Here is a 14,847-nt window from a genome sequence, read left to right on the forward strand (position 1 = left end):
CGCGACCTGCGGCTCTCGTACGGGCAGTAGCTGACCCGCCGACCTCACGCACATGCCGCTCTGAGGGGGGCTACGCTCGCCCGACATTGCCGCTGACCGAATCGGCATTCGATCATGCACACGACCCTTACGGGAGAGATCGAATAACCTCTCGCACGCCCGGGTGCGTCTCGGTGTCGACGACGCTTGAAAACGAGGCCATAGCGACGGTCGAAAACGAGGCCACCCAGACAGATTGGATGGGTGATCTCAGTGGAGGATTGGGCTCTGATCCGGCGACTGGTTGCGGATGGTGTTCCGCAGCGTCAGGTCGCACGGGACTTGGGGATCGGTAGGTCGACGGTCGAGCGGGCGTTGGCCTCGGACCGGCCACCGAAGTACGAGCGGCCGGCCGTGCCGACGACGTTCACGCCGTTCGAGCCAGCATTGCGGCAGCTGCTGTCCGAGCATCCGGACATGCCGGCCACGGTGATCGCCGAGCGGGTCGGTTGGGCCGGGTCGATCACGTGGTTCCGCGACAACGTCCGGGGACTGCGCTCTGAGCACAGGCCGGTCGATCCGGCGGACCGGTTGACGTGGTTGCCCGGGGACGCAGCGCAGTGCGACCTGTGGTTCCCGCCGCGGAAGATCCCGCTCGAGGACGGCACGACGACGCTGCTGCCGGTGCTCGTGATGACGGCAGCGCACTCGCGGTTCATGCTCGGGCGGATGATTCCGACCCGGCACACCGCCGACCTGCTGCTGGGAATGTGGGAGCTGCTGCAGCAGCTCGGCCGGGTCCCGCGCCGGCTGATCTGGGACAACGAGAGCGGCATCGGCCGCGGGAAGCGGCACGCCGAGGGGGTCGGTGCATTCACTGGCACCCTGGCCACCACGGTGCAGCGATTGAAGCCGTATGACCCGGAGTCCAAGGGCGTGGTCGAGCGTCGCAACGGCTACTACGAGACCTCTTTCATGCCCGGCAGGACTTTCGAGTCCCCGGCGGACTTCGACGCCCAGTTCACCGACTGGCTCACCATCGCCAACAGCCGCGTGGTGCGCACGATCCGGGCGCGTCCGGTCGACAGGGTCGATGCTGATCGGGCCGCGATGCTTCCGCTGCCACCGGTCCCGCCCGCGGTGGGCTGGGTCAACCGGGTCCGCCTTGGCCGCGACTACTACGTCCGCGTCGACAGCAACGACTACTCCGTCGACCCGACCGTGATCGGCAGGTTCGTCGACGTCACTGCGGACCTGTCTGGTGTCGAAGTCCGCCATGAAGGACGCGTGGTCGCCGCACACGATCGGGTGTGGGCACGCAGCCAGACGATCACCGACCCGGCCCACGTCGCGGCAGCGCGGACGCTGCGGAAACAGTTCCAGCAGCCCCGCCCCTCAGCCGACCCACACGAGGAGCTGGCGCGGGACCTGACCGACTACGACCGGGCCTTCGGCGTCATCGACGGCGGCGGCCGGGGCGGGGAGGACGTGGCGTGATGGCGACCGCGAAGAGCAAGACCGACGCGACCGAGGCGCTCAAGCAGCTGACCTATCTCGCGTCGGCGTTGAAGGCACCCCGGATCGCCGAAGCCGCCGCCAGGCTGGCCGACCATGCCCGCGACGCCGGCTGGACCCACGAGGAGTACCTCGCCGCGGTCCTGGACCGTGAGGTCGCCGCCCGCAACGCCTCCGGCGCCCAGCTCCGCATCCGGGCCGCCGGATTCGCGTCCCGCAAGACGATCGAGGAGTTCGACTGGGACGCCCACCCCGCCGCTCGGCAACAGATCGCCGCACTCGCCTCCGGCGGGTTCCTCACCGAGGCACGCAACGTCGTGCTGCTCGGGCCGCCCGGCACCGGCAAGACCCACCTCGCCACCGGCCTGGGCATCGCGGCCGCGCACCACGGCCACCGCGTCCTGTTCGCCACCGCCGTCGACTGGGTCACCCGCCTCAGCGAGGCCCACCGCGCCGGACGGCTCTCGCACGAGCTCGCCAGGCTGCGGCGCTACGGGCTGATCATCGTCGACGAGGTCGGCTACCTGCCCTTCGAGCAAGACGCCGCGAACCTCTTCTTCCAGCTCGTGTCGAGCCGCTACGAACACGCCTCGCTCATCCTGACCAGCAACCTGCCGTTCAGCGGCTGGGGCGGTGTCTTCGGTGACCAAGCCGTCGCGGCCGCCATGATCGACCGCATCGTCCACCACGCCGACGTCCTGACCCTAAAGGGCGCCAGCTACCGGCTACGCAACCGAGGAATCGACACCCTGCCCAGCATCAGAACCCAAGACCCGGCAGACTAGAACCGACAAACCGGTGGCCTCGTTTTCGACCGTCGGAACGGCCTCGTTTCCGAGCGGCGTCGACACTCGGCATGCGGCTCCTCGACCGCCAGGGTCAGAGACCCGGCCGCCCAATCCACAGGGTCTACGCCTCCGTAGCCGAGGTTGAGCAGCTCATGGACCGTCATGATCAGCGTGAAGCGCCGCTGAGCGGACCCGACCGACCCCTGTGTCCATCGCAGCTCGATGCCTACCTCACCTTCGAGGGCGACCGCCTCAACAGCATCTACGGCCACGTTGTCGTTGGGGCGGGGTGTCCAGTTCTGCAGTCTCTCTCTCGACCAGGTCGAGAGCGATGGTTAACTCGCTCACGGCGCCATCCTCGCCTGCCGATGGACGTCCTGTTGCCATTTGTGCCTGCCGTCCTCAAAGCGGATGCCCTCGCGGGGCTGCGTCGACGCGCGGCTCGCCGCCGTACGCCCGTTCGGACACAACATCCGACTTTGCGCACTCGGCGCATTACGAGAAACGTCCTCAGACCTTCCGCAAGACGCCGGAAGGGATAATCATGCTGTGTCCCCTACAGCCGACAGCCGCCCGCTTCTGCGGGTGTTCCCCGACTACAGCGCCGATCCGGTGTGGGATGAAACGGGGATGGCTGACCTCGACCGACTCCAAGTGTCAGACCGACTTCGCAGTGAGCTGTGTCGGTGGGCTCAAGAGTGGGAGGAGCTCATGGGTGTCCGGACATCGCGCTACGCCATCGTTGACGAATCCGGACACAGGTCTTGGGATGAGGAGGGACAGTGGCTGGCTCAACGGCTTCAAGCCGAGCTGGGGGACGCCTACGAGGTCGAATATTGGCGGTGGCCGGCGACGTAGGAGCGTCCGCAACTGCCGCTCGGAGGACGGGACGTCCGACATTGCCGCGGAGGGTGAGTGCCGGGTTGCACAGGGAGAGGGGGCGTCTCGCCACTTCGGTTGTCACGGTGGCCCGTACTGTTCCCAAAGCTGGTCACGAAGGGGACCCTCCACTGGCCTGGCGTCGAACGCGCCGTCGGATCCATGGAACTTGCCCTGTTCCAAGTCGGCGACGAAGTACCACTCAGGTCCGTAATCGTCCTCAGGCACCTCAAATCGGCCGTCGGGCCAGCAGACCCTGAACCACATGCAGTCACGGCGTTTGCGGCCAAACGGCCAGTACCGGAAGTTCGACACATTCGTGACGAGATACGCCTCCACCCTCCCCTGACGGCTCAGTTCCCAGACGGCATCAAGGAAGGGATCCAGTCGTGGGTCGTGAGGCGGAGCATCCCCGGGTGGCATAGGAGCTTTTCTACAGTACCGCGAGGCCCTGAGGCAGGTGGTCACCGAACGGAAGCAACGTCCGCTACGGCCGCGTTGAGGGCGGCTACGCTCGCCCGACATTGCCGCCGTGAGCTACTCGAGAAGTGGCACCTCGAGGTCGTATGCCAGCACCACAGCTCGCGCGAGCTGCCTTTCCTGTGCGGGACTGAGATAGCCGACGGTGCGCCCAAGCGCGCCCACCGGGACGGTGAGGACGTTGTCCAACGAGACCACGCAGTCGTGGTCCAGTCCGTTGCCGGGTCCCACCGCCACCTCGCTGGACAACCCCTTGATGGTGCCGGTGATGGGGGCCACGGTCACCTTGGTCATCGCACCCCGAGCAGCTTCCCGGGTCAGGACCAGCGCTGGTCGCGTCTTGTCGAGCCGGACCAAGCAGATCTCTCGCACCCGGTCAGTCCTCGACCCGAATGTGGGTGCTGGTCCAGGCCACCAGGTCGTCAAGATCGTCCGCCGCGCCCTTGGAGCCAAGGATCCGCGCGTCGTGCTCCGCGATCAGCCGGCGCATCTCTCGTTCCAGTGCCGACGTGACGAGGGCTGCCCGGCTCGGCGCCTCGCCCGCGGCCACAGCACGGTCGAGGAAGGCCACCATCTCGTCGGGCAGGCGGACTGCAATCTGAGTGCTCATGTGGACGAGCATACTCCGTTGCATCCCAAGATGGGATTCACGCTCATGCCGCTCCCCGAGCATGCAGGATCCACGGGCCGCGCAATCGGGATTCGAGTCGGTGAAGAGTTTCTGTACTGGCTCAAGCTGCGCCTGCGGCGCAGAAAAGCGCGGGGACCCGCGGCAGGGACCCCGCGCTGCGGGCGGCGCTGGCGCGCCGTCCTCGCGCACCCCGCCGCCCCCACGCTTTATGACGAGCTCGCGGCGGAGCCCGACGTCCAGACCCCACTCGCGGCCGGCGACTCGTTGATCCGCCGGGATACAAGCGCCTGGACGAGGGAGGCCCCAGCCGTCGCCGCTCGGGCACAGCCCCACGGAGGACCACTGCCCACCTCGACAGCCACCTGGCGACGACGACCCGCTCGGCTGAGTTGGTCGAGCGCCTTCTGCGCGGCGCCTTCTCGAGCGGCCGGGCGATGGTCGATGCGCAAGCCCGCAGGGCCGGCATCTGCCCCGAACGTGCCCCCGACGTGCCCCCGACCGCCCTCAACAGCCATGCCAGCCAGCACCACATGGCAGGCACCCACAGCACGAACGCGGCCCAAAACGGCGTCGAGGACGAACTCGTAATGAATAGGTCATCGGTTCGATTCCGATAAGCGGCTCCAGTCACGCCCCCGGCCCTGCCGGGGGCGTTTCTGCTCCTCAGACGTCAGATCTGCCCGCGTGAGTTGGACGGTGGGCCCCATGGCTGGCCGGCTGGCGGCTCCCGGAGCGCCGGATGGCGCTGCCCACCGGATCGCGCCACTCGTGAGGAGAGCGGGTCCGGACGTGCCGCTCTGAGGCGACGAGGGTCGCGCGGCCGTGCCGCGCTGTGCGCGCGATCGTCGAAGGGCGCCGGGCAGGGGGCGCCGCGGCGGGGTTGCTGACGCTCGGACTAGCAGCACGCGCTCGCGGTCGGCACGGCGTCGTCTGCGCCGCCATCTGCACAGCATCCTGAGGTCTCGGTTGGTGAGGTTCCACCGAAGGCGGCACTGTCGGCGAGCACGGTGTACACCTCCCACCGCTCCCTGTTCGGGGTCCCTTGAACCCAGAACTTGTCCTGCTTGGCGTAGCAACACGTCGTGCCTCGCTCCTGGCGCATCGCCAGGCCGCCCTCCGCCAGCCGGGTCTGCTCCGCGTCGACCGCATCCACGTCGGCGACCTCGACGCCGAGGTGGTTGAGGCTGCCGCCCTGCCCCGGGTTCTCGATGAGAACGAGCTTCAGCGGGGGCTCGGCGATGGCGAAGTTGGCATACCCGGGACGCACCTTGGCCGGCTCGGAGCCGAACAGCGTCGCGTAGAAGGTGATGGAGGCCTGAAGGTCGTCGACGTTCAGGGCGAGTTGGATGCGACTCATGATGGGCTCCTAAGAGATCGATGGCTGTCGATGTGTGTGGAACCGACGTTGCAGCACGGCATCGATGTCTGTCAATATCGACGCGTGTCGAACTCTGCGATGTTGACCCTGACGCCCGTCGAGGCCGTGGCCTGTTGCTCTCCGCTCAGCCGAGAGCCTCTGAGCCGCGAGGCCGCCGAGCGGGTCGCACCGATGCTCAAGGCGCTGGCCGACCCCGTGCGCCTGCGTCTGTTGTCGCTGGTCGCTTCCCACGAGGGCGGTGAGGCGTGCGTGTGCGATCTCAACGATGCGTTCGAGCTGTCGCAGCCGACGATCAGCCACCATCTCAAGGTGCTGCACGAGGCCGGGTTGCTCGATCGTGAGAAGCGCGGCGTGTGGGTCTACTACCGCTCGAGCGGTGCCGCACTGTCGGCGCTGGCGACGCTCATCTCCGACCCGGCCTCGTGAGGCTCCGGCAGAAGGTCACGGCCGAGTTCGTCGGGAGCGCGTTCCTCGTCGCGGCCGTCATCGGATCGGGCATCGCCGCCAGTCGTCTGTCCCCTGAGGACGTCGGCCTGCAGCTTCTGGAGAACTCCGTCGTCACGGGGGCTGTGCTCGTCGCCCTGATCCTGGCCCTGCATCCGGTGTCGGCCTCGTTCAACCCGGTCATCACGGTGCTCGAGCGTGTGCTCGGCACGATCCCCACGCGGGTGGCCGCCGCGCTCGTGGCCGCGCAGGTCGCCGGTGCGGTGGTCGGAGCCGTGGTCGCCAACCTCATGTTCGACGAGCCCGCGATCTCGATCTCCCAGCACGTGCGCACCGGCCCCGGGCTCTGGCTCGGCGAGGCCGTCGCCACGCTCGGCCTCGTGGTCATCGTCTTCGGCACCCTCCGCGGCGCCGACCGCAGCCGCGTCGCCTTTGCCGTGGGCGGCTACATCCTGGGCGCGTACTGGTTCACCAGCTCGACCTCGTTCGCCAACCCCGCCGTCACGGTGGCCCGCACCCTCTCAGACACCTTCGCCGGCATCGCCCCGGCCAGCGTCCCCGCGTTCGTTCTCGCCCAGATCCTCGGCGGCGCAGCCGGACTCGGCGTCGTCACCCTGCTGCACCCCCGACGCAGTGACACCGCGACCCTCCCATCTGTAAAGGCCCGCTCATGACCGACCACAGCCCGACCGACCGGCCCACCGTCCTGTTCGTGTGCGTGCACAACGCCGGCCGGTCCCAGATGGCCGCCGGCTACCTGCAGCACCTCGCGGGCGACCGCATCCAGGTCAGGTCCGCTGGGTCCTCGCCCGCCGACCAGGTCAACGCCGTAGCGGTGGCGGCGATGGCCGAGGTGGGCATCGACATCACCGCCGAGGCACCAAAGCTGCTCACCGACGACGCAGTCCGGGAGGCAGATGTCGTGGTGACCATGGGCTGTGGCGACGCCTGCCCGTTCTACCCCGGCAAGCGCTACGAGGACTGGGTCCTCGACGACCCGGCCGGTCAGGACCTCGACCACGTCCGACCCATCCGCGACGAGATCCGCGCCCGCATCGAGGCACTGATCGCCGAGCTCACCAGGGACTGAGAACCCGAGTCGCATGGGTGGCGACGGCATACTCCCGGGAATGACGAAGGAGCCCACCTGCGCGCGCAGGATGGGCTCCTTCGAGGCTGGTGCGGATGGGGGGGTGCGTGCCAGCCGTGGGGGTGTTACAGGTGTGACATTAATGAACCTGTGGCCCCGCGTACGGACTTTCGACAAATTTGTGCCGAGAAGTTTGGAAATGGTGGGTGGTGGGGCTTTTGTAGAAGTTGCCGGTCGAGCCCGGGCCGCCGTCGATCTGGCACAGTGACCCGGTGAGCGAGACCCGGGCAGACGTGGGCCAGGACGTCCTGGCCGAGACGCTGGCCGTCGCCGCCGCTCTCGTCGGAGGTCCGCTGCGAGCCGTGGGCGAGCCCTTCCCCGGCAGTCGCCGCACGCTCGTCGTGCGAACCGTCGACGCCTCGGGCCGCTCGTTCGTCGTCAAGCGCTACCTCGGTGACGAGGGGTGGGAGGCCTACGCCCGAGAGGCGTCCGCCCTCGAGGCACTGACCGGGGTCGCACAGACGCCGACGCTGCTGGCCGAGTCCGGCGACCCGCGCCTCGTCGTGATGGGCGACCTCGGGGACGGCACGCACCTGGCCGACGCGCTCCTCGGTGACGACGCCGACCGCGCCGCGGCCACGTTGTCCGGGTGGGCCACGGCCGTGGCGGGTCTGCACCGGGCCGGGCGGCAGGTGCGCGACGCCTTCGAGTCCGGCGTGCTGGCGCGATCGTCGGAGCCGGTCGACGTCGACTACCTCCCGACACACCTCGGCGAGGCCGCCTCGGTGTGGGACCGCCTCGCCGCTGCCCTCGACGTCCCGGTGCACGAGGGGACGTTCGACGTGCTCGCGAGGGTGCCGGACCGTTTCCGGGTAGACGCCTGCAGTCTGTCCGCCGCCGACATGTGCCCCGACAACAACCTCGTGCGCGACGGCGGCCTCGTCCTGCTCGACTTCGAGTTCGCGGTGTGGCGACCGATCGTCTGGGACGCGGCCTACCTCAGGGTGCCGTGGCCGACGTGCTGGTGCGCCTGGTCGCTCGAGGCCTCTGCCGCGGAGGTGGCGCTGGGGCGATGGCGCGCCGCCGTGGCGGTGGAGTGGCCCGAGGTGCTGGGCGCCGACTTCGATCACGACCTCGACCTCGCGACGGAGGCCTGGGCGTGGCTCGCGGGCAGCTGGTGCCTGGCCGGACTCGTCGACGGGGAGCCGCAGCGGGTCAACCCGGTCAAGCCGATGCCGGGCATGCCCGACCGGGTGCTCCGCTTCCTGCGCACCGCCGCGCTCGGGCGGGCGCTGCCCGAGCTCGCCGAGGTCGCCCTGCAGCTGGCGCGTGCCGTCGAGACGACGTATGCCGCCACCGACGTGCCGCTCGCCCCGGCGTTCACCGGTGGTGCGTTCCGGTGACCGCCTGGACGACCCGGCGGGCCACCGCCCCCGATGCCGCGGTCGTGGTCGGCCTGCGGGCCCTGATGTTCTCGGCGATGGGCGTGCCGGGTGTCGACGACCCGGGCTGGCAGGAGGCGGCCAGGGAGTGGTTCGAGCGGGAGCTCGACGGCGGCCGGGCCTGCGTCGTCGTCGCCGAGGACGCCGACGGTGAGGTCGTGGCCGGGGCCATGGCGGGGCTCCGCTTCGAGACCCCCTCGCCGGTCAACCCGAACGGGGTCTGGGGTCTCGTCAACAACGTCGCCACCCGCCCTCGGGCTCGCCGGCAGGGCCTCGCCCGCGCGTGCGTCGTGGGAGTCCTCGACTGGTTGCGCGACGAGACGGAGGCCACGGTCGTCGAGCTCTTCGCGACGGGAGAGGGGTCGGGGCTCTACGAGGAGCTCGGCTTCACCCCGACGGCCTGGCCCGCGATGCGGCTCCGCCTCGACCGCTGACGCGCCGCCGGTTCGGGGCCGTCGCGCCGAAGTGGTCGGGCTCGGGGAGGGGTGGGCGTCGGTTCGGGGGCCGCGGCGCCGGAATGGTCGGGTTCGGGTGCTGGCCGGCGCTATGGGTGCGCCGTCGCCCCGAAGGTGCGCGGTGCACCGCGCACCTTCGGGGCGAGGGCGCACTCGTGGTGGGACCGGACTGGACCGGACCGGACTGGACTGGACCGGACTGGACCGGACTGGACCGGACCGGACCGTTCCGGCTCAGGCAATGGGCGCCGGCGCGGGCTCGTGGGGCTGGGCGCGCTCGAGGACCCGTCGGAATCCCCACGACACGAGGACGGCGGCGGCGCCGGCGCCGACGGTGACGGCATACGCCGGCGTGTGCCCGCCCCAGTCGGCGAGGCGTCCGGCGAGCGCGGCGCCGAGCGCGTAGCCCAGCCCGGTGGCCGCGGCGAGCGCGGTCATCGCGGCGCCGGTGCGGGACGGCGGCGTGACGCGCTCGCCCAAGGTGAACGTCGTGATCATGTACGGCGCGACGGTGAGGCCGAGCACGAGCAGGACGGGGACGAGAGCCGGCAGCGACCCGACGAGCAGGAGCGGCGCCGAGAGGACGAGCAGCCCGACCGCGAACCACCGCAGTCGCGTCGACAGCGCGAACCGGGCGGGCAGCCCCGCGACGGCGAGACCGGCGATGACGCTGCCGACCCCGAGCAGGGCGTGGAAGTAGCCCGTGAGGCCGGGGGAGCCCGCGGCGGTGGCGAGGACGGACGTGCCGGTCTGGACCGACCCGAAGACGGTGCCGACGAGCAGCTGGGCGGCGCACAGGACGACGACGGCGGGTGTCATCAGCCGGCCGACGGCGCCGGTCGTCCGTGACGTCGCGGCGTGCGTGACCGTCGCCGTCTCGTGCAGGGCGAACCAGGTGCCGAAGACGGCGAGACCCGCGGCCGCGAGCGCCAACGCCGCCGCGGGACTCGCGAGCGAGACGCCGAGCCCGACGAGCGCAGGGCCGAGGACGAAGGAGGCCTCGTCCGCCGCGCCCTCGTAGGAGAAGGCGGCATCGACGAGCCGGTGCTGGCGCGGCCCGGTCTCGGCGGTGATGGGGCGCCAGCGCACGCGGGCCAGCGGACCGATCTGCGGCAGCAGGAGACCCGCGACGGCGCTCGCGACCGCGGCCACGCCCCAAGGGAGCCCGGCACCCACGACGAGGAGGATGCCGACGAGGCCGGCCGCTCCGGCGAGCGACTGGAAGGCAACGACCCGGCGTTGGCCGAGCCGGTCGGCCCGGGCGCCCCAGAAGGGCGCCCCGACGGCGTTGGCCACGGCGAGGGCGCCGGCGCAGAAGCCGCCGGCGCCGTAGCTGCCGGTGGCTGACGACACGAGCAGGAGGGTGCCCAGCTGGCTCATCGCGAGCGGCATTCGGGCCAGGAACGCGACGACGATGTAGGTGCGGCCGGTGAGGCCGAAGAGGTGGCGGTAGGAGTCGATGGGGGACACGTGTGCAGCTCCGGATCTGGTCGCGGGGTACGCGACAAGGGTGCGTGCCTACCCGCCCAACAGGTCACGCCAGATCCCTGTGCACCTCCAGTGTAGGGCGTCGCGCTCCGGGACCCGGCCACCGCTCGACGAGCGGTCGGAGGGCGGCGACGGGCGACGCTCCGCGCGGGTCGTCAGTCGCGCAGGTGGTGGGCGTGGCGCACCGACGGCGAGAGCCGGTAGATCACCTCGACCAGCCCAGCGCCGACCGCGCCGACCGCGAGCGACTGCCAGACCAGCGGCAACGGCGCGTCGAGGTTGAAGAAGGACGCGGCGAACGGCCACGCGAAAGCCGTGACGGCGAGACCGACCATCGCGGCGACGAGCACGGCCTTCCACAGCCGGAAGGGCCGGGCCAGCACGACGAGGATCCAGAAGAAGACGGTGAGGAGCGTGATCGTCGCGCCGCTGCCCGGCTGCCAGCAGGCGACGTCGGCGACCGTCCTCGCGCCGGACTCGACGGCGCAACGGGTCGAGAACTCGTCCGGCGGCACGCCGTAGCTGCTTCCGGCGAGCAGGTAGGACGTGATGACGGCGACGCCCGCGACGGCGCCGGACGGCACGGCGAATCGCAGGATGCGCCCGAGGAATCCGGAGAGGTAGCGGCGCTTGTTGGGTCCGAGGGCGAGGAAGAACGCCGGGATGCCGATGGTCACGGCCGACACGAGCGTCAGGTGGCGCGGCAGGAACGGGAAGGGGACGGCGATGAGCGCAGCAGCGAGGATGGCCACGAGGCTCATCGCGTTCTTGGCGAGGAAGAGGTTGGCGACCCGCTCGACGTTGCCGATGACCCGGCGTCCCTCGGCGAGCACGTCGGGCAGGTGCGAGAACTTCCCGTCGAGCAGGACGAGCTCGGCGACCGCCTTGGTGGCCTGCGCCCCGTTGCCCATGGCCACGCCGATGTCGGCGTCCTTGAGGGCGAGGGCGTCGTTGACGCCGTCTCCGGTCATCGCCACGACGTGGCCGTCGGCCTGGAGCGCGTGGACGAAGGCGCGCTTCTGCTCCGGGGTGACGCGGCCGAAGACCGCGTGCGTCGCGAGGGCCGCGCGCAGGGCGTCCTCGTCGTCGGGCAGGCCGCGCGCGTCGACAGGCTCGCCGACCTCCAGCCCGACCGTTCGGGCCACCGCGGCGACGGTGACCGGGTTGTCTCCCGAGATCACCTTGATGACGACGCCCTGCTCGGCGAGGTAGTCGAGGGTCGCCTTCGCATCGGGACGCACCTGTTCGGTGAGCGTCACGAGGGCAGCCGGGGTGATGTCGGCCGGCAGTGTGGCATCCGTGAGGTGCTCCTCGCTCCGGGCGAGCAGCACGACGCGCCGCCCGGAGTCGGCGAGCTCGGCGACCTGCGCCCGGATCGCCTCGACCACCTTCGGCGGCGACGGCTGCGGGTCGGCGGCGAGCAGCACCTCCGGCGCGCCTAGCACCCACGTCGAGCGCTCGGCGAAGCACGCCGCGCTCCACTTGCGCGAGGAGTTGAACGGGATCGTCTGCGTGCGCTCCCAGCCGGGCGCCTCGACGACGGCGGCCACGGCGGTCAGCGTGCCGTTGGCGTTCGGGTCGTCGGCGAGCGCTCCCAGCGCACAACGGATCTCGTCGGCATCCTGCCCGTCGAGGGTGCGCGCGCCCTCGAAGGCGATCTCGCCCGCGGTCAGCGTCCCCGTCTTGTCGAGGCAGACGACGTCGACCCGGGCGAGGCCCTCGACGGCCGGGAGCTGCTGCACCAGGACGTTGCGCCGGGTCAGCTGCACGGCGGACAGAAGGAAGGCCACCGACGTGAGGAGCACGAGTCCCTCGGGCACGAGGCCGACGACGCCCGCCGCCGACCGGATCACGACCTCGCGCCAGCCCTGGTCACCGACGGTCTGCCACTGCGACCAGATCGCGATCGGCAGGGCGCCGACGATGACCCACGTGATGTAGGTCAGCAGGGTGTTGATCGAGTCCTGGATCTCCGAGCGCGTGCGCGTGAACTTCCTTGCGTCAGCGGCGATCCGGTTGACATAGGCGTCGGCGCCGATCCTGCTCGCGCGGTAGCGGCCGGACCCCGAGACGACGCTCGTGCCCGACATGATGTCGTCGCCCTCGCCGTGCGGCACCGGGTCTGACTCCCCGGTGAGGTTCGCCTCGTTGAGCTCGAGCCCGGCGCTCGCGAGGAGAGTGCCGTCCGCGGGCACCTCGTCGCCCGTGCGCAGCTCGATGAGGTCGTCCTGCACCACCGCGGTCGTCGGCACCACCCGCACCTCGCCGTCGCGCACGACCCGCGTCGTCGGGGCGTTGAGCAGCGCGAGCCGGTCGAGCTTCCGCTTGGCGAGGTACTCCTGGACGATGCCGATGGCGGAGTTGACGACGAGGACGATCCCGAAGAGCCCGTCGGCGAACGACCCCGTCACCATGACGAGGACGAAGAGGGCGCCGAGGATCGCGTTGAAGCGGGTCAGCACGTTGGCCCGGACGATCTCGCCGATCGAGCGTGACGTCCGCTCGGTCAGCGTGTTGACGGCGCCACGCGAGACGCGCTCGGCCACCTCGGCACCCGTCAGCCCCTCGGGCCGGGTCAGGGTCGCACCGCCAGGGGTCGGGCCGTCCGTCGTCCCGTGTGTCGGGCCGTGTGTCGCCCCGTCTGTCGTCACCGGCCCATTGTCGTATGCCGGGTGCTGGCCTCCGCGGTGGAACGCGCGCGAGCGCTGCGGAGGCGTCTCGGGACGCCGGCGCGACGGCATACGACCGTCGTCCCCGGGTGGCGGACAAAGGTTACTGATCGGTCTTCGGACGAGGTCCGGGGTGCTTCCCGGGTCGTGGGACGATGGGGCGCGTGACTGAGTCGATCCAACGTGCCCGCGCCACCACTGCCTCCTACTCGATCACGATGCGGATCCACGCCGGCACCGACCCGGCGGTCATCGGGGCCCTCGCGGTGAAGGTCGCCGAGAGTGGCGGCATCACCACGGCGCTCGACATCGTCGACTCGCACCCCGACCGGCTCGTCATCGACCTCACCTGCTCCGCCAGCAACGCCGAGCACTCGACCGAGGTCGTCGACGCGGTGGAGACGCTCGAGGGCGTCCGCGTCCACAAGGTCTCCGACCGCGTCTTCCTGCTGCACCTCGGCGGCAAGATCTCCGTCGAGTCCAAGGTCAACCTGCGCAACCGCCAGGACCTCGCGATGGCCTACACGCCCGGCGTCGGCCGCGTGAGCCAGGCCCTCTTCGAGCACCCCGAGGACGTGCCGCGCCTGACGATCAAGGGCAACTCGGTCGCCGTCGTCACGGACGGCTCGGCCGTGCTCGGCCTCGGCAACATCGGCCCGATGGCGGCGCTTCCGGTCATGGAGGGCAAGGCGGCGCTCTTCAAGCGCTTCGCCGACATCGACGCGTGGCCGATCTGCATCGACACGACCGACGTCGACGAGATCGTGCGCACCGTCGAGCTCATCGCCCCCGGCTTCGGCGGCATCAACCTCGAGGACATCGCCGCCCCGCGCTGCTTCGAGATCGAGGCCAAGCTGCGCGAACGCCTCTCGATCCCGGTCTTCCACGACGACCAGCACGGGACGGCCATCGTCGTGCTCGCAGCGCTGAAGAACGCGCTGCGCTGCATCGACAAGAAGCTGCCCGACGCGCGCATCATCGTCTCTGGCGGCGGCGCGGCCGGCTCGGCGATCGTCCAGCTGCTCCTCGCCGCCGGTGCGGTCGACGTCACCGTCTCCGACCGGCCGGGCCTGCTCAACCAGGACGACGAGTCCCTGACGCCGGCGTGGCGCGACCTCGCCGAGAAGACCAACCCGCGGGGCCTCACCGGCACCTTGCGCGACGGCCTCCAGGGCGCCGACGTCTTCATCGGCGTCAGCGCGCCGCACATCCTCGCGCCCGAGTGGATCGACGAGATGGCCGAGAAGCGCATCGTCTTCGCGCTTGCCAACCCCGACCCCGAGGTCGACATCTACGAGGCGACGCAGCGGGCCACCGTCGTCGCGTCGGGCCGCAGCGACTACCCGAACCAGATCAACAACGTGCTGGCCTTCCCCGGCGTCTTCCGCGGCCTGCTCGACGCCCGGGCGACCGACGTCACGACCGAGATGCTCATCAAGGCCGCCGACGCCATCGCCTCGGTCGTCACCGACGAGCAGCTGAACCCGAACTACATCATCCCGAGCGTCTTCCAGCCCGACATGAGCAAGACCGTCGCCAAGGCGATCGTCGACTGCGTGCCCAAGGCCCCGGCGAAGAACATCCCGATGACCGGCGCCAACTGAGGAGC

The 14,847-nt window shown here is 70.5% G+C and carries 13 protein-coding genes; 8 read left to right on the top strand and 5 right to left on the bottom strand.

Annotated features, from left to right (window positions below; genetic code table 11):
* The first annotated feature begins 243 nt into the window (after positions 1-243).
* On the top strand, positions 244-1,476 hold the full coding sequence (gene istA / locus NR112_RS07340; protein ID WP_256793342.1) for an IS21 family transposase: 1,233 nt from the start codon (positions 244-246) through the stop codon (positions 1,474-1,476).
* The gene (gene istB / locus NR112_RS07345) at positions 1,476-2,279 is read left to right on the top strand and encodes an IS21-like element helper ATPase IstB (protein ID WP_256793343.1); all 804 of its coding nucleotides are present in this window, start codon (positions 1,476-1,478) and stop codon (positions 2,277-2,279) included. Before istA ends, istB begins: the two co-directional genes overlap by 1 nt.
* Positions 2,280-3,698: 1,419 nt before the next feature.
* On the opposite strand, the gene NR112_RS07350 is transcribed toward istB, so the two are convergent.
* From NR112_RS07350 to NR112_RS07360, 3 genes are all read right to left on the bottom strand, one after another.
* Positions 3,699-4,013, bottom strand: a complete 315-nt coding sequence (locus tag NR112_RS07350) for a type II toxin-antitoxin system PemK/MazF family toxin (protein ID WP_256793344.1) — start codon at positions 4,011-4,013, stop codon at positions 3,699-3,701.
* Between the two features lie 4 nt (positions 4,014-4,017).
* Entirely contained in the window at positions 4,018-4,251 is a 234-nt protein-coding gene (locus NR112_RS07355) for a ribbon-helix-helix domain-containing protein (protein ID WP_306216919.1), read from the bottom strand.
* A gap of 916 nt (positions 4,252-5,167) precedes the next feature.
* Positions 5,168-5,629, bottom strand: coding sequence for an ArsI/CadI family heavy metal resistance metalloenzyme (locus tag NR112_RS07360; protein WP_256793345.1), 462 nt, complete (start codon positions 5,627-5,629; stop codon positions 5,168-5,170).
* A gap of 99 nt (positions 5,630-5,728) precedes the next feature.
* Between NR112_RS07360 and NR112_RS07365 the strand changes: the two genes are divergently transcribed.
* The 5 genes from NR112_RS07365 to NR112_RS07385 all read left to right on the top strand — a co-directional run bounded on the left by NR112_RS07365 (position 5,729) and on the right by NR112_RS07385 (position 9,060).
* Positions 5,729-6,076: a metalloregulator ArsR/SmtB family transcription factor gene (locus tag NR112_RS07365; RefSeq protein ID WP_256793871.1), complete on the top strand. Its 348-nt coding sequence runs from the start codon at positions 5,729-5,731 to the stop codon at positions 6,074-6,076.
* On the top strand, positions 6,073-6,768 hold the full coding sequence (locus tag NR112_RS07370; protein WP_256793346.1) for an aquaporin: 696 nt from the start codon (positions 6,073-6,075) through the stop codon (positions 6,766-6,768). Before NR112_RS07365 ends, NR112_RS07370 begins: the two co-directional genes overlap by 4 nt.
* On the top strand, positions 6,765-7,184 hold the full coding sequence (locus tag NR112_RS07375; RefSeq protein WP_256793347.1) for an arsenate reductase ArsC: 420 nt from the start codon (positions 6,765-6,767) through the stop codon (positions 7,182-7,184). The genes NR112_RS07370 and NR112_RS07375 overlap by 4 nt, the downstream gene beginning before the upstream one ends.
* Before the next feature lie 272 nt (positions 7,185-7,456).
* Positions 7,457-8,587: a phosphotransferase gene (locus tag NR112_RS07380; protein ID WP_256793348.1), complete on the top strand. Its 1,131-nt coding sequence runs from the start codon at positions 7,457-7,459 to the stop codon at positions 8,585-8,587.
* On the top strand, positions 8,584-9,060 hold the full coding sequence (locus NR112_RS07385; RefSeq protein WP_256793349.1) for a GNAT family N-acetyltransferase: 477 nt from the start codon (positions 8,584-8,586) through the stop codon (positions 9,058-9,060). Before NR112_RS07380 ends, NR112_RS07385 begins: the two co-directional genes overlap by 4 nt.
* A gap of 255 nt (positions 9,061-9,315) precedes the next feature.
* Here the strand turns inward: NR112_RS07385 and NR112_RS07390 are convergent, their stop codons facing one another.
* Both NR112_RS07390 and NR112_RS07395 read right to left on the bottom strand, forming a co-directional pair.
* Positions 9,316-10,551, bottom strand: coding sequence for an MFS transporter (locus NR112_RS07390; protein WP_256793350.1), 1,236 nt, complete (start codon positions 10,549-10,551; stop codon positions 9,316-9,318).
* Between the two features lie 173 nt (positions 10,552-10,724).
* Positions 10,725-13,220 (bottom strand): HAD-IC family P-type ATPase, encoded by a 2,496-nt coding sequence (locus tag NR112_RS07395; RefSeq protein ID WP_256793351.1) that lies wholly within the window; start codon positions 13,218-13,220, stop codon positions 10,725-10,727.
* Positions 13,221-13,393: 173 nt separating this feature from the next.
* On the opposite strand from NR112_RS07395, the gene NR112_RS07400 reads away from it, so the two are divergent.
* A complete protein-coding gene (locus NR112_RS07400; RefSeq protein ID WP_256793352.1) occupies positions 13,394-14,842 on the top strand; it encodes an NAD-dependent malic enzyme in 1,449 nt (482 codons plus the stop codon).
* Positions 14,843-14,847: the final 5 nt, after the last annotated feature.

This window comes from Terrabacter sp. Ter38, from assembly GCF_024519435.1.
Taxonomy (GTDB): Bacteria; Actinomycetota; Actinomycetes; order Actinomycetales; family Dermatophilaceae; genus Terrabacter.